Origin of the sequence: Nocardia coubleae NBRC 108252, assembly GCF_001612805.1 — a bacterium.
Taxonomy (GTDB): domain Bacteria; phylum Actinomycetota; class Actinomycetes; order Mycobacteriales; family Mycobacteriaceae; genus Nocardia; species Nocardia coubleae.
Window position 1 is genome coordinate 819,260 of sequence record NZ_BDBD01000011.1, and the last position, 24,197, is coordinate 843,456.

At 68.1% G+C, this 24,197-nt stretch carries 25 protein-coding genes; 18 read left to right on the forward strand and 7 right to left on the reverse strand.

The genetic code is table 11. The features are described from left to right. Positions 1 to 292: 292 nt before the first annotated feature. The 3 genes from NCO8_RS12855 (at position 293) to NCO8_RS12865 (ending at position 2,362) form a co-directional block, all read left to right on the forward strand. Positions 293 to 499 carry an Rv3202a family protein gene (locus NCO8_RS12855; RefSeq protein ID WP_067639205.1) on the forward strand — a complete coding sequence of 69 codons (207 nt, stop codon included), beginning with the start codon at positions 293 to 295 and terminating at the stop codon, positions 497 to 499. A gap of 142 nt (positions 500 to 641) precedes the next feature. Further along, positions 642 to 1,052 carry a helix-turn-helix domain-containing protein gene (locus NCO8_RS12860; protein WP_067639207.1) on the forward strand — a complete coding sequence of 137 codons (411 nt, stop codon included), beginning with the start codon at positions 642 to 644 and terminating at the stop codon, positions 1,050 to 1,052. A 128-nt stretch (positions 1,053 to 1,180) separates the two neighbouring features. Then, positions 1,181 to 2,362, forward strand: a complete 1,182-nt coding sequence (locus NCO8_RS12865) for a sensor domain-containing diguanylate cyclase (RefSeq protein ID WP_067639209.1) — start codon at positions 1,181 to 1,183, stop codon at positions 2,360 to 2,362. Positions 2,363 to 2,372: 10 nt separating this feature from the next. Here the strand turns inward: NCO8_RS12865 and NCO8_RS12870 are convergent, their stop codons facing one another. Then, positions 2,373 to 2,789, reverse strand: a complete 417-nt coding sequence (locus tag NCO8_RS12870) for a hypothetical protein (protein WP_067639211.1) — start codon at positions 2,787 to 2,789, stop codon at positions 2,373 to 2,375. 306 nt (positions 2,790 to 3,095) lie between these two features. Here NCO8_RS12870 and NCO8_RS12875 point away from each other — a divergent pair, with 306 nt between their 5' ends. The 5 genes from NCO8_RS12875 (at position 3,096) to katG (ending at position 7,607) form a co-directional block, all read left to right on the forward strand. Beyond that, positions 3,096 to 3,398, forward strand: a complete 303-nt coding sequence (locus tag NCO8_RS12875) for a hypothetical protein (RefSeq protein WP_067639213.1) — start codon at positions 3,096 to 3,098, stop codon at positions 3,396 to 3,398. Positions 3,399 to 3,434: 36 nt separating this feature from the next. Continuing rightward, positions 3,435 to 4,208, forward strand: a complete 774-nt coding sequence (locus NCO8_RS12880; protein WP_067639214.1) for a GTP pyrophosphokinase — start codon at positions 3,435 to 3,437, stop codon at positions 4,206 to 4,208. 41 nt (positions 4,209 to 4,249) lie between these two features. Further along, on the forward strand, positions 4,250 to 4,858 hold the full coding sequence (locus NCO8_RS12885; RefSeq protein ID WP_067639216.1) for a class I SAM-dependent methyltransferase: 609 nt from the start codon (positions 4,250 to 4,252) through the stop codon (positions 4,856 to 4,858). Between the two features lie 77 nt (positions 4,859 to 4,935). Continuing rightward, complete coding sequence (locus NCO8_RS12890; RefSeq protein ID WP_174550330.1) at positions 4,936 to 5,349, forward strand: Fur family transcriptional regulator; 414 nt, start codon at positions 4,936 to 4,938, stop codon at positions 5,347 to 5,349. 29 nt (positions 5,350 to 5,378) lie between these two features. Continuing rightward, positions 5,379 to 7,607 carry a catalase/peroxidase HPI gene (katG, locus tag NCO8_RS12895; RefSeq protein ID WP_067639221.1) on the forward strand — a complete coding sequence of 743 codons (2,229 nt, stop codon included), beginning with the start codon at positions 5,379 to 5,381 and terminating at the stop codon, positions 7,605 to 7,607. A 49-nt stretch (positions 7,608 to 7,656) separates the two neighbouring features. On the opposite strand, the gene NCO8_RS12900 is transcribed toward katG, so the two are convergent. The 3 genes from NCO8_RS12900 to NCO8_RS12905 are packed head-to-tail and all read right to left on the reverse strand — an operon-like array spanning position 7,657 to position 9,437. Next, the gene (locus tag NCO8_RS12900) at positions 7,657 to 8,160 is read right to left on the reverse strand and encodes a flavin reductase family protein (RefSeq protein WP_067639223.1); all 504 of its coding nucleotides are present in this window, start codon (positions 8,158 to 8,160) and stop codon (positions 7,657 to 7,659) included. Positions 8,161 to 8,215: 55 nt separating this feature from the next. Next, entirely contained in the window at positions 8,216 to 8,365 is a 150-nt protein-coding gene (locus NCO8_RS31290) for a hypothetical protein (RefSeq protein WP_157104894.1), read from the reverse strand. A gap of 22 nt (positions 8,366 to 8,387) precedes the next feature. Beyond that, entirely contained in the window at positions 8,388 to 9,437 is a 1,050-nt protein-coding gene (locus tag NCO8_RS12905; protein WP_067639225.1) for a hypothetical protein, read from the reverse strand. A gap of 154 nt (positions 9,438 to 9,591) precedes the next feature. Here NCO8_RS12905 and NCO8_RS12910 point away from each other — a divergent pair, with 154 nt between their 5' ends. Next, entirely contained in the window at positions 9,592 to 10,458 is an 867-nt protein-coding gene (locus NCO8_RS12910; protein WP_067639227.1) for a class I SAM-dependent methyltransferase, read from the forward strand. Between the two features lie 9 nt (positions 10,459 to 10,467). Here NCO8_RS12910 and NCO8_RS12915 read toward each other — a convergent pair whose 3' ends face one another. From NCO8_RS12915 to NCO8_RS12925, 3 genes are read right to left on the reverse strand one after another with little or no spacing between them, the layout of a single operon-like run. After that, positions 10,468 to 11,670 (reverse strand): aminotransferase class V-fold PLP-dependent enzyme, encoded by a 1,203-nt coding sequence (locus tag NCO8_RS12915; protein WP_067639229.1) that lies wholly within the window; start codon positions 11,668 to 11,670, stop codon positions 10,468 to 10,470. 3 nt (positions 11,671 to 11,673) lie between these two features. Beyond that, positions 11,674 to 12,993: a pyridoxal-phosphate dependent enzyme gene (locus NCO8_RS12920; protein ID WP_067639231.1), complete on the reverse strand. Its 1,320-nt coding sequence runs from the start codon at positions 12,991 to 12,993 to the stop codon at positions 11,674 to 11,676. Next, positions 12,990 to 14,429 carry a type III PLP-dependent enzyme domain-containing protein gene (locus NCO8_RS12925; RefSeq protein ID WP_067639233.1) on the reverse strand — a complete coding sequence of 480 codons (1,440 nt, stop codon included), beginning with the start codon at positions 14,427 to 14,429 and terminating at the stop codon, positions 12,990 to 12,992. Before NCO8_RS12925 ends, NCO8_RS12920 begins: the two co-directional genes overlap by 4 nt. A 178-nt stretch (positions 14,430 to 14,607) precedes the next feature. Here NCO8_RS12925 and NCO8_RS12930 point away from each other — a divergent pair, with 178 nt between their 5' ends. The 9 genes from NCO8_RS12930 (at position 14,608) to NCO8_RS12970 (ending at position 24,197) form a co-directional block, all read left to right on the forward strand. Beyond that, positions 14,608 to 15,627 carry a glutathione S-transferase family protein gene (locus NCO8_RS12930; RefSeq protein WP_067640108.1) on the forward strand — a complete coding sequence of 340 codons (1,020 nt, stop codon included), beginning with the start codon at positions 14,608 to 14,610 and terminating at the stop codon, positions 15,625 to 15,627. Between the two features lie 128 nt (positions 15,628 to 15,755). After that, positions 15,756 to 15,929, forward strand: a complete 174-nt coding sequence (locus tag NCO8_RS12935; RefSeq protein ID WP_067639236.1) for a CsbD family protein — start codon at positions 15,756 to 15,758, stop codon at positions 15,927 to 15,929. Positions 15,930 to 16,117: 188 nt separating this feature from the next. Then, entirely contained in the window at positions 16,118 to 17,479 is a 1,362-nt protein-coding gene (locus NCO8_RS12940) for an MFS transporter (protein WP_067639238.1), read from the forward strand. A 46-nt stretch (positions 17,480 to 17,525) separates the two neighbouring features. Next, entirely contained in the window at positions 17,526 to 18,185 is a 660-nt protein-coding gene (locus tag NCO8_RS12945) for a response regulator transcription factor (RefSeq protein ID WP_067640110.1), read from the forward strand. Between the two features lie 16 nt (positions 18,186 to 18,201). After that, a complete protein-coding gene (locus NCO8_RS12950) occupies positions 18,202 to 19,872 on the forward strand; it encodes an ATP-binding protein (RefSeq protein WP_067639240.1) in 1,671 nt (556 codons plus the stop codon). A 64-nt stretch (positions 19,873 to 19,936) separates the two neighbouring features. Next, entirely contained in the window at positions 19,937 to 20,845 is a 909-nt protein-coding gene (locus tag NCO8_RS12955) for a TAXI family TRAP transporter solute-binding subunit (protein WP_067640112.1), read from the forward strand. Positions 20,846 to 21,081: 236 nt separating this feature from the next. Next, positions 21,082 to 21,939, forward strand: coding sequence for an MlaE family ABC transporter permease (locus NCO8_RS12960; protein ID WP_084457004.1), 858 nt, complete (start codon positions 21,082 to 21,084; stop codon positions 21,937 to 21,939). 1 nt (position 21,940) lies between these two features. Further along, positions 21,941 to 22,801, forward strand: a complete 861-nt coding sequence (locus NCO8_RS12965) for an ABC transporter permease (RefSeq protein WP_067488943.1) — start codon at positions 21,941 to 21,943, stop codon at positions 22,799 to 22,801. 10 nt (positions 22,802 to 22,811) lie between these two features. Further along, entirely contained in the window at positions 22,812 to 24,197 is a 1,386-nt protein-coding gene (locus NCO8_RS12970) for an MCE family protein (RefSeq protein ID WP_067639243.1), read from the forward strand.

The following is a 24,197-nucleotide window of genomic DNA, read 5'->3' on the forward strand; positions in this document are numbered from 1 at the left end:
TCGAGCCGCTGTTCGCCGAGGTCGAGGACATCCTGTGCCGGGCCCTGGTAACCCGGACCGTCCGGCCGCACACACCCGTCCCGGTGCCGCGGCCGGCACCGCCGACCAGCACGCCGCGGTCGGACTGTTACCAGCGGTTCCATGGCCGTCGACCGGCGCCGGGTCCGCCTACCCAGCGCGGACCCCCGCCGCAACGGCGAGAACACCTCGAATGTCACGTCGCTCTTCCACCTCGGAGTGGGCCGGTCCGGCAGCCGGCCCACCCCGCCGAATCCGCATCTGGAGGTCGAGAATGATCCCTACCCGCGATGACGCCGACTTCGCCGAACAGCTCGCGGTGGCCGACGACGCCGACCGCGAAGCGGGCCTCGATCTGGACGCACTCACACCCCCGAGCGAATTCGCCCGCGCCGCCTGGGATTCCGCGAACCCGGCCGACGTATTCGACCAGTCGTGGATCACCCCGATGCCGGACGACGACTACCCTCTCGCCTACTGAGGCAGGCCACCGCGTTTCGCCGTGGAACAAACGCCCCGGCCGAATTTCGTGATGGAAGCCACAAGTTAGCTGGCACTATTGCCACCGACACAGCGAGCGGCACAAGATGGTCTTCTGACCAACCTGATGTCGAGGAATCGCCGTGTCGCACTTCGCTACCCGCCTCAACGAGCTCTTCCGCAATCCACCCGAGCAGGTCGCGGACCGGTGCACCAACCGCCAGGTCGCACGCTCGTTGCAGGCGGCGGGGCATCGCATTTCGGCACCGTATCTGTCCCAGCTGCGGTCGGGCGGCCGCAGCAACCCTTCGTGGAGAACCGTTGCCGCACTGGCCGATTACTTCCAAGTGGAACCTGATTACTTCTTCGTCCGCGACCTGAACGAGTCGAACGTCGACGACAGCACCCTGCTCGCACGCCTGCAGCTCGACCGGCCACGCCTGTTCCTCGTGCAGACGATCGGCCTGTCCCGCGACTCGATCGACCTGCTCGTCACCATGGCCGAGCACTTGCGCGCGAGCGAGCGATTGCTGGATGTTCACTTCGACAGCTGAGCCCGCCTGACCCCCGCCGCACCGAATCGGTGCGGCCGAGCGGCCGCTTTCCGGCTCCGACGTGGCATGATCACCACCGACCGCATCGGCCGCGGCAAGGACGCCGCCCACCTGGAACCGGCTTCGCTATGAACCTCGACGACCACGCAGACGAGTGGGCTCGGCGCCTGGCCGAGCTCGGTCCGGTCTCGCGGGATTCGCTCGTCGAACAGGTCCGCCGCATCGTCGCCGAGCTCGGCGAGGCACCGCACGAGTCCGCGTTCGAGGCAGGCGAACGAGCCGCGCGAGCGATAGCCGATCTCGGCCTCACCGACCCGGCCGTCATCGCCGCGTCGGTTCCGGTACTACGCGCGGTCGCCGAATCGGCGAGGCCGCGCGACCTCGCCACCGGCGATGCGCTGCTCGGCGGATTCGGCACCGGCTTCGCGCGCGCCCTGTGCGCCGGGCCACCGCATGCCGAGGGCTATGAGATCGCCTTCCACCACTCCTCGATCGGCATCTCCATCGGTGACGAGAACGGCATGATCCTCGACGCGAACCCGGCCTTCGAACGGCTCATCGGCCGCGACTTGGCCGAGCTGCGCAGCACGACCGGTTTCACCATGTTCCCGGCCGACCGCCAGACCGAGGTGCGTGAGCGGGTGATGCGCGCCCTCGACGACTCGCCCACCGGCAGCATCCAGATCGAAGGCCGATTCCCCCGCCAGGACGGATCGATGGTGTGGACCTCCTGGACCGTCACCCGCTGCGCCTCGGCCGACGGCGAACGCCGGTACCTGCTCGGCTTCGGCGAAGACATCACCGAAAGACGCACGACCACAGAGCAATTGCAGTGGCAGGCGATGCACGACCCGCTCACCGCCCTGCCCAACCGGCGGTACCTGCTCGACCGGCTGCATACCGTCATCGATGAGGCGGATCCGGAGGCGAGGGCGGGGGTGTGCGCGCTGGATCTGGACAACTTCAAAGAGGTCAACGACTCGTTCGGCCACATCGTCGGCGACAATTTGCTCGCCGCCGTGTCGAACAGGCTGGAGTCGGCGGCCGCCGCGCACGGGTGCGTGCTGGCGCGTACCGGCGGCGACGAATTCGTCGTCCTCGCCGAGCCACCGGCCGACCAGGACCTCCTCGACCGGCTGGTCGCCGCGCTCCACAAGGCGCTCAGCACCCCGGTCACCGTCGACACCGTGAGCATCGACGTGACGGTGAGCATCGGCGCGGTCCTCGTCGCGCTGGTGGGCCAGGGGCCCGACCACCTGCTCACCCGCGCCGATCAGGCTCTCTACGCCGCGAAATACGCGGGCAGCTGAACGGTCCGAATCACTCCGGCGGCTCCGGTCTGCGGATCTCGTCGGGCACGGAACCACCGGCCACATCGGCGGCGATGCCGAGGTCCTCTTCGTAGCCGACCCGCGGAGCGACCTCGTTGCCGTCCTGATCGAGTTCGACCGAGGACGACCCGGCCGCCTGTGGCGCGGAACCGGGAACCACATCGGGTTCCTCCTCGGCCAGGCGTTCGTCCAGCCCACGCGGGGTGGCCTCTTCGGCCGGGGTCATCCCGTATTTCGTGACGCCGGTCCAGTGCTCGGGCGGGTCCATACCCGCTTCCAGCGGGTCTTCGCGCAGGCGGTCCTCGTCGAGGTCCTCACTGCTGTTGAGCGCGGCCGGATCGGTTTCGACCGAGTCGGGCGCGCCGGTGTCCTGGGGCGGGTCGTAGGTGTCGTCTGGTTCGGTCATGCCGTGGCCCTACCCCGCCGGCCGCGCCGCAAACGGTACCGGTGTGCCAAAACGTAGCTGGCGCGGAGGTACACACGAGCGCTGGAGCTCACTCCATGCCGCGAGACCACCACTTCCATGCTCGGCGACACGATTTAGCTGGAAAATTGCGACACGCAGATCGGTCCCATCCCATCCGTCCGCAGGACCGAATACATGACGGGTCACCGCCCCATCGGCGGGTGGCGATCCTCGCGCGTCACCGCCGACACGCCCCACTCCCGCTGCCCCCGTTGATATTTCGAGCCCGAACGCGAGGAATTCTCGATGATCACCGACGCACAACCCGACCGCTGCCCCGAGATCGCTCCCCCGGAACCCACTCCCGCGCCGGAACCGAAACGCACCGACCTCGCCCCTCTCGCACTGCCCGCCCTCGGTACCTCGGTGGTGATGCTCGGCCTCGGCGCACTCGCGGTGTTCCCCCTCGGGCGCTGGATGCACGACTACGGCATCGTGCTCGTCCTCACCGCCTACATGCTCTACATCGCCTGCTTCACCGCCCTGGCAGCGTGGGGATTCGCCCAGCTCAACCACCATCGGCTCGACGAGGACGAACCGGGGCTGTGACGCCCCCGCGGGGTCGTCGGCGACGTAACGGGCACAATGGTCGGGGTGAAACCCTGGCAATCCGACACCGGCTCGGCATCCAACGGGCAACTGGTCGATGTCGACGACGTGCGCGCGCTGCGCGACCAGTTCGTCGACTTCATGCTCGGGTACAAGTTCGCGATCGACGAGGTCACCACCAAGATCAACATCCTGCGCGAGGACTTCAACAACACCCACGCCTACAACCCCATCGAGCACGTCGGCTCGCGGCTGAAGTCGCCCGAGAGCGTGCTCGAGAAGGTGCGGCGCAAGAACTACGCGATGAACCTGGCCGCCATCCGCGAGAACGTGCTCGACATCGCCGGTGTGCGGGTGGTGTGCAGCTTCATCTCCGATATCGCCACCATCCGGGACCTGCTGGTCAGCCAGGCCGACATCACCGTGCTCGAGGAGCGCGACTACATCACCCACCGCAAGCCCAACGGGTACCAGAGCCTGCACCTGATCGTGTCGATCCCGGTATTTCGCGCCGGGCACACCCAGCGGGTCCCGGTGGAGATCCAGATCCGGACCATCGCCATGGATTTCTGGGCCAGCCTCGAGCACAAGATCTATTACAAATACCGGGGTGAGGTGCCGCCGAACCTGCGCAGCGACCTCGCCCAGGCAGCCGAGGCGGCCACCCAGCTCGACGAGAAGATGGAAGCGCTGCACCGCCAGGTCGATCGAGCCGCCGAGCCCAAAACCGCCGCCGGAGACGCCCTCGACCTCAGCGTGCTCTATCACAGCCTCACCAGCCGGCCATTTCCCGGAGATCTCCGCGCCTAGTCCGTGAATCGCGCTAGGGTCGGCCGCAGGAGGAGTCGATCATGAGCGCATCGAAGGACCGCACGCCCAGTCAGTGGGAGGAGATCGTCGCCGCCGACCCGTCGCATTCGGCGAGGTACGTGCAACGATTCCGCACCCTCGCGACCGAGGGCACCGACATCGTCGGTGAGGCGCGGCTGGTCGACGCCATGCTCGGACGTGGGGCGCGCGTGCTCGACGCGGGCTGCGGACCCGGCCGGATCGGCGGCTACCTGCACGACGCGGGGCACACCGTGGTCGGTGTCGATGTGGACCCGGTGCTCATCGACGCCGCGCGCGCCGATCACCCCGGCCCCACCTGGCTCGTCGGCGACCTCGCCGAACTGGATCTGCCCACCCGCGATTTCGACGCCATCGTCTGCGCGGGCAATGTGCTCACCTTCCTCGCACCGTCCACCCGGATCGCGGTGCTCGAGGGCTTCGCCCGCCATCTCGCACCCGCGGGCCGCCTGATCACCGGCTTCGGCGCCGAGCGCGGTTACGAGTTCGCCGACTTCCTCGACGACACCGAAAAAGCCGGTCTCACAACCGATCTCCTGCTGGCCACCTGGGACCTGCGCCCCTTCCGCGACGACTCCGACTTCCTCGTCGCGGTGTTCTCACGAACCTGACCCGGAACAAATACTTGACTGATTCAAGAAAACGGGGAAGACTTCGTGGCGTGCCGACGGACCAGGAATTCCAGCAGATGCTGCGGGGAGTTTCACTGCGCGTCACAGCTCCGCGTGTCGCGGTGCTCGGCGCTGTGCACGAACACCCGCACGCCGATACCGATTCGGTGATCCGGGCGGTCCGCTCGCGACTGCCCGGTGTGTCCCACCAGGCGGTCTACGACTCGCTGCGCACCCTGACCGGCGCCGGACTGCTGCGCTGCATCCAGCCACGCGGCCTCGTCGCCCGATACGAGTCGCGCGTCGGCGACAACCATCACCACCTCATCTGCCGGGACTGCGGCGCGATCTTCGACGTCGACTGCCAGGTCGGCGAAGCACCCTGTCTCACCGCGTCCGACGACCACGGCTTCGCCATCGATGAAGCCGAGGTCATCTACTGGGGCCTGTGCCCCGACTGCGCGCACGCACCGTCCACCCCTAACGAGTAGTCCGCACCACCCGTCCAGGAAGGAATATCGTGACCTCCGATAGCCGCCCACCCACTCCTGACACCGAGACCTCGAGCACCAGCGAGAGCGAGAACCCCGCGATCCCCTCGCCCGAGCCCAAGGCGCATCGCCCGCTGACCAATCAGGACTGGTGGCCCGAGCAGATCGACGTCTCGGTCCTGCACGCGCACTCGTCCAAGTCCAACCCGCTCGGCGAGGACTTCGACTACGCGAAGGAATTCGCCCAGCTCGACGTCGAGGCGCTCAAGGCCGACATCGCCGCGGTCCTCACCGATTCCCAGGACTGGTGGCCCGCCGACTACGGCAACTACGGCGGCCTGTTCATCCGGATGAGCTGGCACGCGGCCGGTACCTACCGGATCGCCGACGGCCGCGGCGGCGGCGGGCAGGGCGCGCAGCGCTTCGCCCCGCTCAACAGCTGGCCCGACAACGCCAATCTCGACAAGGCGCGCAGGCTGCTGTGGCCGGTGAAGCAGAAGTACGGCAACAAGATCTCCTGGGCCGACCTCCTGGTCTTCACGGGCAATGTCGCGCTGGAGTCGATGGGCTTCAAGACCTTCGGCTTCGGCTTCGGCCGCCCCGACATCTGGGAGCCCGAAGAGATGTTCTGGGGCCCGGAAGACACCTGGCTCGGCGACGAGCGCTACAGCGGTGACCGTGAGCTCTCCGGACCGCTCGGTGCGGTGCAGATGGGCCTGATCTACGTCAATCCGGAAGGCCCCAACGGCAGGCCCGACCCGGTAGCGGCGGCCCGCGACATCCGCGAGACCTTCGGCCGGATGGCCATGAACGACGAGGAGACCGCGGCACTGATCGTCGGCGGGCACAGCTTCGGCAAGACCCACGGCGCGGGTGACGCGAGCCTGGTCGGACCCGAGCCCGAGGCCGCCCCGATCGAGCAGCAGGGTCTGGGCTGGAAGAGCTCCTTCGGCACCGGCAAGGGCAAGGACGCCATCACCAGTGGACTCGAGGTCGTCTGGACCGCGACACCCACCCAGTGGAGCAACGGCTTCCTGAAGAACCTGTACGGCTTCGAATGGGAACTCACCAAGAGCCCCGCGGGCGCGTGGCAGTGGAAGCCGAAAGACGGTGCGGGCGAAGGACTCATCCCCGATCCGTTCGGCGGTCCGGCCCGCACGCCGACGATGCTCACCACCGACCTGGCCCTGCGCGAGGACCCGATCTACGGTGAGATCACCCGGCGCTGGCTCGATCATCCCGAGGAGCTGGCCGAGGCCTTCGCCAAGGCCTGGTACAAGCTGCTGCACCGCGACATGGGTCCGCTGAGCCGCTACCTCGGCCCGTGGGTGGCCGAGCCGCAGCTGTGGCAGGACCCGGTCCCGGCCGTCGACCACGAACTGGTCGACGACAACGATGTCGCGGCGCTCAAGCGCACTGTGCTCGACTCCGGTCTCACGGTCGCCCAGCTGGTCAAGACGGCGTGGGCGTCGGCGGCCAGCTTCCGCAGCACCGACAAGCGCGGCGGCGCCAACGGCGCCCGCATCCGGCTGGAACCGCAGCGCGACTGGGAGATCAACGAGCCGGCCGAGCTGGCCAAGGTGCTCGAGGTGCTCGAGCGCATCCAGCAGGACTTCAACGCCTCGGCCACCGGTGGCAAGAAGATCTCGCTGGCCGACCTGATCGTCCTCGCGGGTTCCGCGGCGGTCGAGAAGGCCGCCCAGGACGCCGGTCACACGGTGACGGTGCCGTTCCACCCGGGACGCACCGACGCCACCCAGGAGTCCACCGACGTCGAGTCGTTCGCCGTGCTCGAGCCGCGCGCCGATGGTTTCCGCAACTACGTGCGTCCGGGTGAGAAGGCGCCGCTCGAGCGTCTGCTGCTCGACCGCGCGTACATGCTCGATGTGACCGCACCGCAGATGACCGTGCTGGTCGGCGGCTTGCGTGCGCTCGGCGCCAACCACGGTGGCAGCTCGCATGGTGTGTTCACCGACCGTCCGGGTGTGCTGTCCACGGACTTCTTCGTGAATCTGCTCGACCAGAACACCGAGTGGAAGCCGGCCGAGTCGGGCGAGAACGTCTACGAGGGCTTCGATCGCAAGACCGGAGCCAAGCGCTGGACGGCCACGGCCAACGACCTCGTGTTCGGCTCGCACTCGGTGCTGCGCGCGGTCTCGGAGGTGTACGCCCAGAGCGACGCGGGCGAGAAGTTCGTGCGCGACTTCGTCGACGCCTGGGTCAAGGTGGTCGACAACGACCGGTTCGACCTGCGCTGATCCCCGCCGACGGCCCGGAACCCACCACGGTTCCGGGCCGTTGTCGTGTTCAGGCGGGGTGACCCGGCTTCAATTCGGCGACCGCGTTCAGGTGCAGGATCGCGTGGTCGGTCGACGGCGCTTCGGCCGCGACGGGCGCGAGGAGCACGCCGAGATGGTCGCCGAGGTCGATGCGCTCGAGGATCTCCCCCGCGAACCAGCCGGCCGCGCTGGTGAGGATCGGCAGCCCGTGCGGGCCGGTGTGCCAGTCACATCTGGCGAACTTGTCGGTGTCGTCCCCGGTCGTGGTGGCGAACAGCCCGGCCACCTCGAAATGCCGCGCCGCGATCAGATGCACGGCGAGATGTGTTGCGGTGGTGGCTGTTTCGTAGGTGTGGTTGCTCTTGGACAAGCCGACGAGGAACCGGCGCGGCTCGATACTCACCTGCGTGGCGAATCCGACGAGGCAGCCCGCGCGATGGCCGTGCGCGCTGGTGGTGACGATCCAGACGGGCGCGTCGGCCGCCGAGATCACCGCGTCGAAGGAGTCTGTGGGGTCGGTGTCGGCAGACATGGGGTCGAGTCTAGAACTCCTCGTCACGGCCGACGACACGCGAAATCCACACCGATCATCGCTCGAGCCGGATCCGGATGCCCGCCATGCGCTCGGAGCCACCGCGCAGCGCGCTGCCCGCCAGCCCGATGCGAGCGACCAGGCCGTACTTGCGCTTCATCAGACCGGTGAAGTGCGCGAGGCAGTGCGCCGCCTCCTGTGACACGCACGGACGAAACCGTGGCGGGCTAGAAGTCGTCGTCTTCTTCGTCGTCGTCCTCGTCGGGATCGACCAAGTCCACATCCAGGTCGACCGAGAAGCCCGGAATCGACAGTGGGTCGCCCGATTCGTGCATGGTGAGGTACTCGGTGCCGAGGCCGAGGCGGTGCAACAGGACCGTGGTGACGGTCGCGGCGGCGCGGGCATCGGTGGGCACGTCGGACCAGCAGCGCAGCGCGGTGCCATCGGGGCGATCGGTGAAGCCGAGGGCGACCAGGTGGTGGCGCGTGGCATCGGTGACCGCAGCGGACGCGCGGATCTCGTTGGAAGACAGAGTGAATCGCACCTGACGGTCCGGGGACTGCTCGAGGTCGTAGAAGTCGAGCACCAGGGGTTGCGGGCCCGGGCCGAGGGCGCGCATCGCGAGATGGAGGCTGGTCACGAGGTCGGTGAGCAGGCCACGCAGGTGCGCGAGGGTGTACACGCTCCACACTTCGGCCCCGCGACCGGACGATCCCGCGGACCACGTGTAGTCGACCTCGTAGTTGTCGGCGCTGGTGTACTCGAGGTCGTGCTCGTCGGCGGGAATCCAGTCGTCCTCGTCGAGGAGTTCCGGGTAGTGGTATTGCGTTTTCCAGTTCCACCATCGGCGGTTCCCGTCGACCTCGACCGAGCGGATACCCAGCTCGAGGTCTCCGTCGGCCGCGAGTTCGAGGGTGTACAGCGTCGGCCCGTCGATCCAGCCGACGTCGAGATCCTCCGAGAGGCCGCTGTACCAGCTGGGCTCACCCCACGCCGCCACCGCGCGATCGAGGTAGGTGCGGAACTGTTCGGGCTCGATCTTCGCGACGGGAACGGAGAACAGTCGGCACGGCTTGTTCTCGTCGTAGGGATCGTCGTCGCCGAAAGTGTGGGTACCTGCGGGCAGGTCGGGAAGGTCGACCGAGCCGTCGCTCGCGAGTGTGCCGCCCATCGCGCGACAGGCGCGTTCGATGTCGGTGCGCGTGCAGTCACGGAAATCGGCGGCGCGCAGCCGCGCGAACAGGTCGGTCAAGCGGGTGTCGGCCAGGAGCTCCATACCGAGCACAGTAGGCCGGGGTACCGACAGCTTCTCGGTGGAAGCTGTTGCAGGGGTTGTTGATTCATTGCCACGCACCGATTGCCGCCACCGCGGACTCGCGATCGGCGTGTCCCCATTCGAGTTGAAAATGATGTTCAGTAGCATGTGCGCTATGACGATCATTCATGAGCGCCGCGGGGGGCGTGCGGGGACCGGGACCTCGACCGGGGAACCGGCCGCGGCCGAGGCCGTATTCCTCGACGCGACGCTGGCGTTGCTCGAGCCGTTGGCGGTCGCGCCGGGCCAGATTGTCGTCGATGTGGGGCCGGGGGCCGGAACGTCGACCGTCGCGTTGGCCCGAGCTGTCGGTGAGGCGGGGCGTGTGTACGCGGTGGACCTCGATCCGGCCATGCTCGAGCTGACCATCGAGGCCGCGCGTGCGGCCGGGGTCAGCGACCGGGTCCGCGCGGTCCTGCACGACCTCGAGGACGGCGCACCACCACTACCCGAACCGGCCGACGTGGTCTGGTCGTCCTGGTGTGTGCACCACGCGCACGACTGGGACGCGGCCGTCCGGTCCCTCACCCGGCTGCTGCGACCCGGCGGCGTCCTCGGCATCGCCGAAGGCGGTCTGCCCACCCGCTGCCTGCCGTGGGACATCGGAATCGGCAGGCCGGGCCTGGAGATTCGGCTCGACGAGGCGCACGATCAGCAGTTCACGCGCTGGTTCTTCGATCGCCCGGCAGCGGTACGGCCGCGCCGCGCCTGGACCACGATCCTCTCCGACGCCGGTCTCCTCGACGTGACCGCCTCGACGGCACTGGTCGACCTGCCCGCTCCCCTACCCACCGAAGTCCGCCGGGTCGTGCTCGACGAATTCGCCGCTCGGGTGCGCCGAGCGGCACCGTACCTCGACGACGCCGACACGGCGGTCTGGCAGCGACTCCTCGACCCGCACGACGAACACTGGCTGGGCACCCGCGACGACCTCGCCCTCCTCAGCGCACGCACCGCATTCCGAGGCCGCACCCCCGCCTGACCAGATCGCTCAGCTGCTCATTCCCTCGCACCGCCGCACCACCTCGAGCACCCGGTCGATCTCGCCGGGGGTGTTGTAGACGTGCACGCTCACCCGCACGGCGTGGTCATCGGAATCACGGCCCGCCTGGCAGTGCCCGTCGGCGCGCACCATGATCCCCTCGTCGGCGAGCACGAAGCCCAGGTCGTCGGAGCGCACCGCGCGATGCCGGAAGGTCACCAGTGCCTCGCGCCGCTGCACGGTCGATTCGGCGGTGAGACTGTCCTGACAGCCGAGCACCTGTACTCCGGGCAGCTCGGCCAGCCCGTCGGTGAGTCGTAGGGTCAAAGCGCTCGTCCAGGCGCCGATCTCGGCCGTTCCGGCGGCATCGAGCCAGTCGAAGGCGGCAGCCATGCTGACGATGCCCGCCGTGTTCGGCGTCCCCTCCCACCCGCGTAGCGCGAAGCGCGGGCCACGCCGATTGCGCGCCCACACCGCCCCGATGCCGGGCAGTGCCAGCATCTTGTGCCCGGAGAACACCACGAAATCCACATCGAGGTCGGCGACCGACACCGGCCGGTGCCCGACGCTCTGCGCGGCGTCGAGACAGATCGGCACATCGGGCCCCACCGCCTCACGCACCCGGTGCACGTTCATGTCGACACCGAAGACGTGATGCACGTGGGTGACGGCGACGAAGCGGGTGCGGTCGGTGACCACCGACGGCAGGGCCCGGTGGTCGTAGTCACCCGAGGCGGGGTCGACCGGCATCGCGACGATGCGCACGCGAATACCGCCGCGCGCCAAGTCGTCTCGCATATCGAGCCAGGGACGCAGATTGGCTTCGTGGTCACCGAACGGTACGATGATCTCGTCACCGTCGAGGAGCTGATCGGCCAACCAGTCCTGCGCCACCGCCCGCAATCCATGACTCGTGCCGCCGACGAACTCCACCGAGGAACCGGTCGTGGTGTCCCCCAGGGCGATTCGTACCCGATCGCGGGCGCGCTCGATGCGGCTGGTCGTCGCGGTCGCCCACGGATAGGAGCCGCGCCCGACATTGGCATTGCCGGTGGTGAGGAAATCGGTGACCGCGTCGAGCACCGCGGCCGGTTTCTGGGTCGTGGCCGCGCTGTCGAGATAGGCCACATCGGGATTGCGCGTGAGAATCGGGAACTGGGCGCGTAGTCCGGCCTGCCAGTCGGCCAGTCGGTCGAGAACGTCGTCGGTCATGGCTCAGTCCCTGACCAGTGGTGCGCCGGCGTCGCGCCAGGCCACGACACCGCCGCGCAGACTCCGCGCGTCCCGGTGCCCCATCCGGGTGAGCAGGGCCGCGTAGCGCGCGGACTTCTCACCGACCGGGCACACCAGCAGCACCGGGGTGCCCGCACCGAACGGCAGCCCGCCGTGGACGAGTTCGTCGAACAGCTCGTCGACGATATTGATCGAGCCCTCGATGTGGACCGCGCCGTAGGCGAAGGCACCGCGCAGGTCGACGACCACCGGCCGGTCACGGGCGATCCACTCACGCGCCTGGTCCACGTCGACGGTTGCCACGGCGGCGATCTCGGCCTCGGTCACCGTGCTCACCGAATTCGGGCGCACCGGTTGCTCGAGCAGATCGGGCCTGCGCTTGCGCACATAGCTGAGATAGCTCTCCACCCGATCGCACACGATGAACACGGCGGTGCGCCGCTCGGTGAGCTCCGCGTCGACGGCCCGCAGATGACGCAGCGCCCCGAAGTAGGCGGCGCCCGCCGTCGGCCCGCCGAGGATCCCGCAGCGGCGGTTGAGGGTGAGCATGCCCTCGATCGCCTCCTGCGAGGTCACCGCGTCGATGGTGTCGTAGTTGTCCGGGTCGAACAGGCCGACTTCGTTGATCTCGTCGATATTGCGGATGCCGGGGATGAAATCGGACTTGTCGGCGACCAACCCGATCACCGATACCGCCGGATTGTGTTCGCGCAGCACACCGGCCACCCCCGTCGAGGATCCGGCGGTGCCGATACAGGCGACGAAGATGTCGGGGCCCGCGCCGTCGAGGTCCTTGATGATCTCCGGTGCGGTCCCGGTGCGGTGCGCGTCGAGGTTGCGGGTGTTGAAGTACTGATCGGTGTGCAGGTAGCCGCCGCCGTCCTCGGACAGCATCCGGTACATGCGGCTGAGCGGGTCTTCGGTGTCGGTCGGGTCGAGGCATTCGGTCTGGCCCGGCAGCTCCTCGATGCGGGCGCCGAGCAACAGCAGCAACTCTTTGATCTCGGGCACCTTCATGCGGTTGGTGACGCTCTTGAACGGCAGTCCGTGCATCGCCGCGATCACCGCCAGCGCCTTGGCGGTGTTGCCGCTGGACAACTCGACCACCGCGTCACCCTGTTCCACGGCTCGGGACAGGCCGTCGCGCACCATGTTCCAGGCCGGGCGGTCCTTCACCGAACCGAACGGATTGAGCATCTCCATCTTCGCGTAGAGGTCGATATTGGTGAGCCCGTGTACGGCCGGATCGATCCGGACCAGCGGTGTGTCCCCGATGACGTCGAGAATGCTGTCGTACTTCATGCGCGGTTCCCTTCCACGGGCCAATACTGTTCATCCAGGCACCACGTCCACCCGTCCGCGCCGGGGCGGACCGCGATCGTGCGGGCGACCGGTTGCATCAGCGCGGAACCGGCCGCGAAATCCATGAAGTAGCCGGCCGTGTTCACGAACGCGAGCAGATCTCCCGGCACCGGAGTGCGCGCCAGGGTGACTTTGCGGCGGGTGATGAAGTCGTCTTCGAGACAGAGATTGCCCGTGAGGTACACACCGACCGGCTCGCCGGCGCGTTCGGGCAGCAGCACCGGATCCATCAGCACCGCCTGATGTTCGGCGCTGATGTCACGGGAATTCGCGGCCACCCGGACCAGAGTTTCGCCCTCCTCGGTGGTGCGCACCTCCGAGACCAGGGCCAGGGTGAGGCCGCATTGGTCGGTCAGCGAGCGACCGGGTTCGATGTGCAGGTCGTAGAGGTTTTCCAGCAGCAGGGTGGCCAATGTCCGGCCCAGCGAGGGCGACTCGCGGCGCAGCAGTTCGTCCAGGTAGTCCGCACCGGCGAGTTCGCGATGGGCGGGATAGAGGCCGAGGGTGCCGCGTAGCGTGCCCGCCTGTGCGCGCAGGCCGTAACCGTGGCTGTGCCACGTCATGGGTGGGCGTGTGCCGAGCACCGCGTTGCCGAGTTCGGTGGTGTAGCGGTGCCATTCGGCACGGTCACGCAGGTAGCTCACGCCGAAACCGCCGCCGATATCGATCGCGGTGGGGGTGAATCCCCTGATCTGGGCTTCCCGCATCGCCAGCAGGCACCCTTCCAGGGCCAGGGCCTTCTCGTCGAGGCCGGTGGTGTCGAGGTGGTAGGCCATGCCACGCAGGTCGAGGGCGTCGCGGTGCCCGTCGAGAAGGTCGAGGGCCGAGGGCAGTTCGCGGATGTGCAAGCCGAAACGGCTGCGTCTGCTGGCAATGGTCACCCCGGGCGAGTCGAACGCCGACAGCCGGATCATCACCCGCGTTCGCGGCAACCCCGAATCGGTGACCAGCCGGGCCAGCTCGGCGAGCTCCTCGCGGGAGTCGACGTTGACGACCGCACCGACCCGTGCGGCGAGCCACAGGAATTCCCGGCCCTTGGGACCGGTCGCCATGATGCGGTCGCCGGTGAATCCGCACTCGAGCGCGTGCCGCAGCTCCCCGAGCGAGGCCACGTCGATTCCGCACTCCCCCGCCGCCAGCTCGCGGAGGATCGCGCTCGACCGGTTCGCCTTGTGCGCGAAGAAGATGTTCCCGCTCAGCCGGTGCGCGCCGTACACGGCGCGGTAGCTCGCCGCGTTCTCCTCGAGTTGTTGTGGCACAACCACATTCAGTGGCGATCCGAGCGCGGCCACCAGCTCCGTGAGCCTGCCGGGAGTGTCGAGTACCGCGCGAAGCGACCCACCGATTCGCGGCGTCAAGACCAGGTCCGGTTCCACACTGCCCCCATCCGAGCCACGTTTGTTGACAATGATTTTCGCTAGGACATCATGTCCCCGACCCCTTTCCCACACAAGCCGGCGAGCGTCACTGCGCCACAACAGGTTCGATTTCCAGGGTAGCCACCACCGCCCGCAGGTGACCGGTTTCGCCCGTCCGATATGCGACACTGACCCGATGAGCGATGCCGACGCCGGTGCGGGCAGCTACGTCGAGAAGGGCGAGTTCCGCCGCGACACCAACTACATCACCACACGCATCACCACCGACGGCCGCGACGGCTACCCCGTCGAACCCGGCCGCTACCGCTTGGTCGCGGCCCGGGCCTGCCCGTGGGCCAACCGCACCCTGATCGTGCGTCGCCTGCTCGGGCTCGAGCCGGTGCTGTCACTCGGCCTGTGCGGGCCCACCCACGACAAACTCAGCTGGACCTTCGACCTCGACCCGGGCGGCGTCGATCCGGTGCTCGGTATCCATCGCCTGCGTGACGCCTACCTGGCCCGGTTCCCGGACTATCCGCGCGGGATCACCGTGCCCGCGATGGTCGAGATCGCGACCGGGCAGGTGGTCACCAACGACTACGCCCAGATCACTCTCGATTTCTCCACCGAGTGGAGTGCCTATCACCGGCCGGGCGCGCCGCAGCTGTATCCCGAACCGCTGCGCGACGAGATCGACGCGATCAACCGGGAAGTGTTCACCGAGATCAACAACGGCGTGTACCGCTGCGGTTTCGCCGGGGCGCAGGACGCCTACGACGCGGCCTACGACCGGCTCTTCGCCGCGCTCGACCGGGTGAGCGAGCGGTTGCGCACCCAGCGCTATCTCGTCGGCGACACCATCACCGAAGCCGACGTGCGGCTGTTCACCACCCTGGCCCGCTTCGATCCGGTCTATCACGGGCACTTCAAGTGCAACCGCACCAAGCTCAGCGAGATGCCGGTGCTGTGGGCCTACACCCGCGACCTGTTCCAGACACCCGGCTTCGGCGACACCATCGACTTCGGCCAGATCAAGGAGCACTACTACGTGGTGCACCGCGACATCAACCCCACCGGCATCGTCCCGAAGGGCCCGGACCTGTCGAACTGGCTCACCCCGCACCACCGCGAGGAACTCGGCGGCCGCCCCTTCGGCGACGGCACCCCACCGCCCCCGCCGCATCCCGGCGAACAGGTACCCGCGATCACGGAGTGACCAGCCCCACCAGTGAAAATGGTTGCGCCTGATTGCCTTTCCGAATCCGGGGTATGCGCTCAGCGGGTCCAACGGACGGCCCACGGTCACCGACGCTGACCGAGCGATCTGTCTGGAAGGAACGAACTGTGAGTCTCGCGGACAAGGCGAAGCACAAGGCCGAAGAGCTCATCGGCAAGGCCAAGGAAGCGGCGGGCAAGTCGACCGACGACCGCTACCTCGAGCACGAGGGCAAGACCGATCAGACCAAGGCCAACATCAAGGACGCGGGCGAGAAGGCCAAGGACGCCTTCCGCCACTGACACCTGAAGCCCCGCGAAACGCCTCGAACCTCCCGGGTTCGGGGCGTTTCCTTCTGCCCGGACCGCACCCTGGCGGGCATCGTCCTAAGGGAACGTTAGGAACCTTCGTTGTGGCTTCCGTGGGGGCTGTGACAGCCGACACAGTGGTCTGCGACGGCGCACTGCCGCGCCGATAGAGGAGGTCCAAGGTGACAACGACACAGGTCGGTGGTGAGAAGCGGGTCGTCGCGAATGTGTTGCGCGGGTCGATCGGCAATCTCGTCGAGTGGTACGACTGGTACGTCTACGCCGCGTTCAGCGTGTATTTCGCGAAGGCGTTCTTCCCCGACGGCGATCCGACGGCCCAGTTGCTCTCGACGGCGGCGGTTTTCGCGGTCGGGTTCATCATGCGCCCGATCGGTGGGTGGGCGCTGGGCCGCTACGCCGACCGGTTCGGTCGTCGCGCCGCGCTCACCCTGTCGGTCACCGTGATGGCCGCCGGTTCGCTGATGATCGCGGTGACGCCCGGCTTCTCGACCATCGGCATCGCGGCACCTGTGCTGTTGCTGCTGGCGCGGCTGTTGCAAGGACTCTCCGTCGGCGGCGAATACGCCACCAGCGCCACGTATCTGTCGGAGGTGGCCTCACCGGGGCGGCGCGGCTTCTACTCCAGCTTCCAGTACGTGACCCTGGTCGCCGGCCAGCTCACCGCGCTCGGTGTGCAGATCGTGCTGCAGCAGGTGCTCTCCGCCGAACAGATGTACAGCTGGGGCTGGCGCATTCCGTTCCTGATCGGCGCGGGCGGCGCCATCGTGGTGATGCTGCTGCGCCGCGGCATGGACGAGTCGGAGTCGTTCGAGGCCGCGACGAAGACCACCGGCGCGGCACCGAGCAGCTCGCGCGGTTCGCTGCGGGTGCTGCTGCAGTACCCGCGCGAATGCCTGCTGGTCGTGGGCCTGACCATGGGTGGCACCGTGGCGTTCTACACCTACACGACCTACATGCAGAAGTTCATGATCAACACCTCGGGCATCTCCAAGGACACCGTCGCCTGGATCAACTTCGTCGCACTGCTGGTCTTCGTGGTGCTGCAGCCGATCGCGGGCGGACTGTCCGACCGCATCGGTCGCCGCAAGCTGCTCATCTTCTTCGGCGTCGCGGGCACCCTGCTGACGGTGCCGATCATGACCACCCTCGCCCACACCGCCAACCCGCTGGCCGCCTTCGGCCTGATGATGCTCGCATTGGTGATCGTCACCGGCTACACCTCGATCAACTCGATCGTGAAGGCCGAACTGTTCCCGACCAAGATCCGCGCGCTCGGCGTCGGCCTGCCGTACGCGCTGACCGTCGCCATCTTCGGTGGCACCGCCGAGATGATCGCGTTGGCGCTGAAGAAGGCGGACCTCGAGTCGCTGTACTTCTTCTACGTCGCCGGGTGTATCGGGATCTCGCTGCTCACGTACTACTTCATGCGGGAGACCTCGGCCGAGTCGACCATCGAAGCCGAACGCGAGGTCCACGCCGACCCGGTGGAGCCGGAACGGACGATGGCCGCCGTGCGTGGCTGACCGTGCGGTACACGCGCCGATCCAGGCCCTGTGGGAGGATCGGCGCGTGCGGCTTGCGGTGGTCGAAGACGACGACGGAGTGGGCGACGCCCTGGTGGAGGCGCTCACCGCACGCGGCTACCGCGCCGAGCGCATGCGCCGCGGCGCCGACCTGCTCATCGCCCACCGCGACTACGACGCCGTCCTCCTCGACCTCGGCCTGCCGGACGCGGACGGACTGCAGGTACTCCGGCAACTGCGCGGGGTGAGCGCCGTGCCGGTGCTGATCCTGACCGCCCGCAGCGACGAACGGTCCATCGTGCGCGGGCTGCGCGGTGGGGCCGACGACTATGTGGTGAAACCACCGCGGATCGCGGAGCTGATGGCGCGGCTGGAGACGGTGCTGCGGCGGGCGGCCGCCGTCGCCAACCAGAGCAGAACCGAGGTCGTCACCGGGGACGTGCGCGTCGACCTGCGCGCCCGCACGGTCGAGGTGGGCGGAACCCCGGTCTCGCTCACCCAGAAGGAATTCGAGCTGGTCGAGGCGCTCGTGGAGCGACCGGGTGCGGCGGTGAGCAGGCAGCAGCTGATGGACCGCATCTGGGGCGACGCGTTCGTCGCGGTCTCCCGCTCCCTCGACGTCCACATGACCGGGTTGCGCGCCAAACTGAACCGGCCGGGCCTGATCACCACCATTCGCGGCTACGGGTATCGGTGGGGGCAGTGATCACCGGAGGACGCGCGTGCGCCGCCGACTGTTGATCGTCCTCACCGTGTTCGCCGCGCTGGCGGTGCTGGCCTTCGCGGTGCCGCTGTCACTCACCGCCGCCACCAGCCGCACCCAGCAGCTGGTCCTCGGCCGTTCCGGCGACGCCGACCGTTTCGCCACTCTCGCCGACGGGGCCGGTTCCCCCGACGGGGTGCGCGCGCTCGCCGACGAGGTGCACCGCTATCACGAGCTGTACGGCGAAAATGTGCTCGTCGTCGACGCGCGGGGCGCGCCGATCGTCAATGCCGGTGTGGTGGTGACCGATTCGCGTATCAGCGCGGCGCTGGCGGCGGCGCGGCGTAACCAGCGCCCGCAGCACCAGGATCGGCTCACACCGTGGAGCGCACCGGTCATGCTCGTCGCGCGCCCCGTCGGCACCGGCGTGCAGGTGAACGGCGCCGTCGTGATCGAGGCGTCGACCGCGGCGGCTCGTGCCGCTATCGCCAGGACCTGGGCTGTGATCGCGGTCGGCGGGTTGGGCGCGATGATCGGCTTCATGCTGTTGGCGCTCGTTCTGAGCCGCTGGGTGCTGCGTCCGCTGGCCGCGATGTCGGACGCCGTCGCCGAGCTCACCGCCACCCTGCCCAAACCGCGCGGGCGCGCACCGATCACCAGGAACTACGGCGGCCCGCCCGAGGTTCGCGCGCTGGCCGAGTCCGTCGACGCCATGGCGACCGCAGTCGGTGACTCCGCGGACGCACAACGTCAACTCGTCGCCGATACCGCACACGCCATGCGTAATCCCCTGGCTGCCTTGATGATTCGACTGGACTCACTCGAGTTCGCCGTGCCCGACACTGCGTCGGCGACTTTTCGCGGCGCCACCGCGGAGGTGGAACGGTTGACCGCGCTGCTGGATGATCTGCTGGAACTGGCCGTGGCGGAAGCACCCGCGTCGTTCGGGACCGCGGCTTCCGAGGAGGAACAGTGCGATCCGGCGCAAGTCGTCGCCGACCGCATCGATGCATGGGTGTCGGCGTTCCAGGAGGCGGGCGTTCAGTTGGCGGCGGCCCCACGGTCGGCTCCTCGCGTTCAGCCGCTGGATTCGAGTGGTGCGTCCGGTGGGACCAGCGTGACCGCATCTTGTGTTTCCTCGTCGCAAGGCAGCGGCGGGATCAGCTCGGCCGCTACGCACGACCCAATGCCAGACGACAGCGGGGCGATCGACTCGGCCGCAGCGCACATTCCAGCGTCGAACGACAACGGCGCGATCAATTCGGCCACTGCGCACCTTTCGCCACTGGACGGCGCGATCGACTCGGACGCCGCTCGGATTTCGGCGCCTGACGGTGGGGAGGTGACCGCGGCGATCAGTTCGGCGGCGCTGGCGCAGATTCTCGATGTGGCGCTGAGCAATTCCTGCCGATACGCGGGTGCCGGAGCGCACACCCAGGTCGCCATAGAGGCCGAGCAGGGCTGGGTGACGGTGCGGGTCGCCGATGACGGGATCGGTGTCGAACCGGAGGAACTCGCAAAACTCACCACCCGCTTCTTCCGCGGCACCACAGCTGTTCCGGGCGGCACCGGACTCGGACTTTCGATCGCGCAGGCATTGGCCAGAGCACACGGTGGCGAACTGGCGGTGGAGGCGGTGCGGCCACACGGCCTCGCCGTGGCGATCCGGCTACCGGCGGTGCTTCGATGAGCGGCGCCGTGCTGAGCGGGCACTGTCCGATGCAGGCGGTGACCCGGTGAGCGGCGCGGTGCCGATGACGCGTCGTCGGATGCTCGCGCTGACCGCGCTCGCCTCGGCGGCGCTCTTCGGCTGTGGCACGGGCGACCGGTCGACAGTGCGCTTGGCCTCCGGCGAGGACGGCGGCTTCTATTTCGCCTTCGCCCGGCTGCTGGCAGACGCGGCCGCGAAGGAAACCGACCACGTCCGGATCGAGCCGGTGGAAACGGCAGGCTCGCAACAGAATCTGCGGATGATCGCCGACGGCGAGGTCGAAACCGCACTGGCACTGGCGGATTCGGTCAGCGACTTCGGCGGCCGAGTACTGGCATTGGGCCGCGTGTACGAGAACTACCTGCAGTTGGCGGTTCGTGCCGACAGCGGCATCGAACAGGTAGCCGACCTGCGTGGCCGACGGGTGAACCTCGGCGCGGCCGGTTCGGGTGCCGCGGTGACCGGTGCGCGCCTCCTGGCCGCGGCAGGCCTGGACCCGGCCGCCGATGTGGTGATCGAACATCGTCCCCTGCGCGAGGCCACCCGGGCATTGACCGAGGGCGGCATCGACGCCTTGCTGTGGGCAGGCGGCGTACCGACCGCCGCCCTCACCGTGCCCGATCCGATGCGGCTGCTCGACCTCGGCGCACTGGTCGCACCGATGCGCGCGAAGTACGGCCCCGTCTACGACCACGTCGCCATCCCCGCCGACGCCTACCCGGGCAGCCCCGCGGTCCACACCATCGGCGTCACCAACCTGCTTCTCGCCACCGCGACCCTGCCCGACGAGACAGCCGCCGCCATCGTCGAACTCCTCCTCTGGCACGCCGATGCCCTGGTCCCCGCCGAGGCCGCGGGCACCCAATTCCTCGACGGCCGTTTCCTCATCGGCACCGGCACCGTCCCCCTGCACCCCGCCGCCGCCGAGGTCTACCGCCGCTGGCACGGCTGACCGGCCTCCCCGGCACGTTACTCGTGCGGGTTCCCCTATTGCTGCCCGGTACGCCGCACCATCGCGCCACGCGAGCGAAGCCGGGATGCCTCGATTCCTCGACAGTCACGACCACCTCTTGCTACAGTCCCAGACAGAAAACTACGGGCGCGTAGTAATACACCTACGCTGTAGTAGAAATCTCGCCGGTAGTGGTCGCACGAGTCCACCACCGCATTCACACAGAGGCGGTTGTGATGGGTCCGAAATTTGTATCCACCAGTGTGCCAACAGATTTTGACCTCATCGTCTCCTTCTGTCTGGACTGGTGGCGCAACCATCCGCGACGCGCGATAGAGACCGCGGGACGACAGGTGAGCATGGCCTGGCAAGCCACTGCAGAGCTGATCCGAGCACTCGGCAATCGCCGTTTTCCGCTGGCCGAATTTCTCCGGCAGAGCTCGTTCATGGCAACTGTCTCAGTCACTCCGACACTCCTCGTTGCCATTCCCATCGCCGCGATCGTCTCGATCCAGATCGGCGCCCTGGTCAGCCAAGTCGGGGCCACCACGTTCATCGGTGCCGTCAACGGCCTCGGCATCATTCGGCAGGGCGCCCCACTTGTCACCTCGCTGATGATCGCGGGCGCGGTCGGCTCCTCGATCTGCGCGGATCTGGGATCCCGCACGATCCGGGAGGAGATCGACGCGATGCGGGTGATGGGCGTCGACCCGGTGCGCAGGCTCGTGGCACCACGACTGCTGGCGGCGGTGCTGGTGAGCATGCTGTTGTGCGGGTTCGTCGTGTTCATCGGTTTCGCCACCGGCTACCTGTTCGACATCTTCGTCCAGGACGGCACGCCCGGCTCCTACCTCAGTACGTTCGCCTCGTTCGCCGTCGCGAGCGACCTGCTGGTCGCGCTGGTGAAGGCGGCGGTGTTCGGCGCGCTCACCGCGATCATCGCCTGTGATTGCGGCCTGAACACCGAAGGCGGCCCCGGTGGGGTCGCCGACGCGGTGAACTCCGCGGTGGTCAGTTCGGCGATCGTGCTCTTCGCGGCCAATATCGCGCTCACTCAGATCTACAACACCCTGCTGCCGTCCAAGGTGCTCTGAGATGTCGAATTACACGCCACCGCTGCTGCGTCCGTTCCACGCGGCGAGAACAGCGACAACGCCGGTCGTCGAGGCGAACGTGCGGATGGGCCACCAGGGCGTCGTCTTCGTGCGAGCGCTGCTGGCCGTTCCGTTCGTGCTGCGGCACTACCGAAGAGAAGTCACACGGTTGATCATCGATGTCACCTGGGGCAACGGCGCACTGGTCGTCGGCGGTGGCACCGCCGGGGTGATCGTGATCCTGTGCGGTTTCGGGGGCGTCACCGTCGGCATGGAATCGCACACCGCGCTCGATCTGTTGACGATGAGCCCGCTCACCGGCGCGATCTCGGGTTTCGCCACCACCAGGGAGCTGGCCCCGCTACTGGCGACCATCGCATTCGCCGCCCAGGCGGGTTGCCGATTCACCGCACAGATCGGGTCCATGCGGATCGCCGAGGAGATCGACGCGCTCGAGTCGATGGCCATCCGCCCCCTCCCCTACCTGATCACCACTCGCATGCTGGCTGCCGCCGTCGCGATTCTGCCGTTGTACGCCGTCGGCATGGCCACCGCGTACCTGACCACCAAGATCACCGCGATCTTCCTCGGCGGCAACGGCATCGGCACCTACGACCACTACTTCCACCAGTTCCTCGACCCGGGCGACATCGTCTACTCGGTGCTCAAGGCGGTCGCGTTCGTGCTCGTCGCCACGTTCGTCCAGTGCTACTTCGGCTACATCGCCGCCGGCGGACCGGAAGGTGTCGGCGTCGCGGCCGGGCGAGCCATCAAGGTGACGATCATCGTCGTCGTCTTCCTGAATCTGCTTCTCACACTGGCTATCTGGGGCGTCGACTCCGGTATCCGGATCTCGGGATAGGGGAAACGACATGTATCCAGATCCCAGTGGGCGCGGCTGGTCGCGTCGGCGACTCGGCGCGGCCGGGGTGGCGATGACGCTGAGCCTGTCCGGGGTGGTCGCGTTGCTCGGGCTGCGATACAGCGGACACTTCGAGGACACCGTCGCGGTGACCGCCCTCATGACGAGCACCGGCGACGGACTGCCCGCGCGCGCCGACGTGCGCTTTCGCGGACTGCTGGTCGGCTCGGTGTCCGCGGTGGAGATCGCCGAGCAAGGTCTTCGGCAACGCGTGGACCTGGAGCTGGAACCGGCTGCCGCCGCCGGGATCCCGGCCACGGTGACAGCGCGGGTCGTTCCGGCCAACATCTTCGGCGTCACAGCGATCGAGCTCGTTGACAACGGGCCGGCCACCACACCCTTGCACGCCGGAGCGGTGATCGAGCATGACACCGGTCGGGCCACGGTGGCGCTGCAGACGACGCTGACCACCCTGCGCGATGTGCTCGACCGCGTGCAGCCCGCCACGCTTGCCCGGGTGCTCGCCACTCTGGCCGAAGCGCTCGACGGTGACGCCCGGCTACCCGGTTCGACGATCGAACGCCTCGACCGGTGGATCACCGAGGTACGCGCCCTGCCCGGAATAGGTGAGCTGCTCGGGAATCTCGGGGCAGCCACTGCCGCGGTGAACCAGTCGGCGCCAGAACTCGCCGACGCCCTCGGCAAGTCGGTCCAAACGGCGCAGACCATCACCGCGCGCCGCGATCAGGTCATCGAACTGCTCACCTCGGCGGAGGCGGCAACCGCCGCCACCCAGGCGCTCTTCGCGCGCAACCCCGATGCGGGCAAGGAACTCGTGGTCGGACTGGACGCGACCTTCGGTGCGCTCGCTGCCGATCCGGCGGCGATGACCGAAACCGTTACCGCGCTCGGTGATTCGCTCAGCCGGCTCGCCACGGTGTTCCACTGGGGTCCCAGCAGACAGATGCAGTGGGACATCACCGTCTCGTTCACACCGTTCCGCCAGTACACAGCTGCCGACTGCCCCCGCTACGGCAGTCAAGCAGGTCCGCGATGCGGTACCGCGACGATTCCTGATTCTCCTGCGGCACAGATTTTTCCACCGCAGCTGCGGCCCGGCCATCTTCCAGCCGCCGGACCCGCACCCAGCCCGGTGGTGCCTGGCCTCCCGGCCTTGCCACCCGTGCCCGGACTGTCGCTGCCCGGCGCGGCGATCCCCGGCCTCACCGCACCGCCCGGTTCCCCACCGCCCGCCGGACCGATCGCCCTCACCGGACCCGCCGCGGTGGCCGGGTTCCTGGGCGCACGCCCGAACACCACACAGTTGCTTCTGCTCGGCTCCGCGCTCACCGGCGCGACCGTCACAGTCACACCCAAGCCCTCAGGAGGACACTGA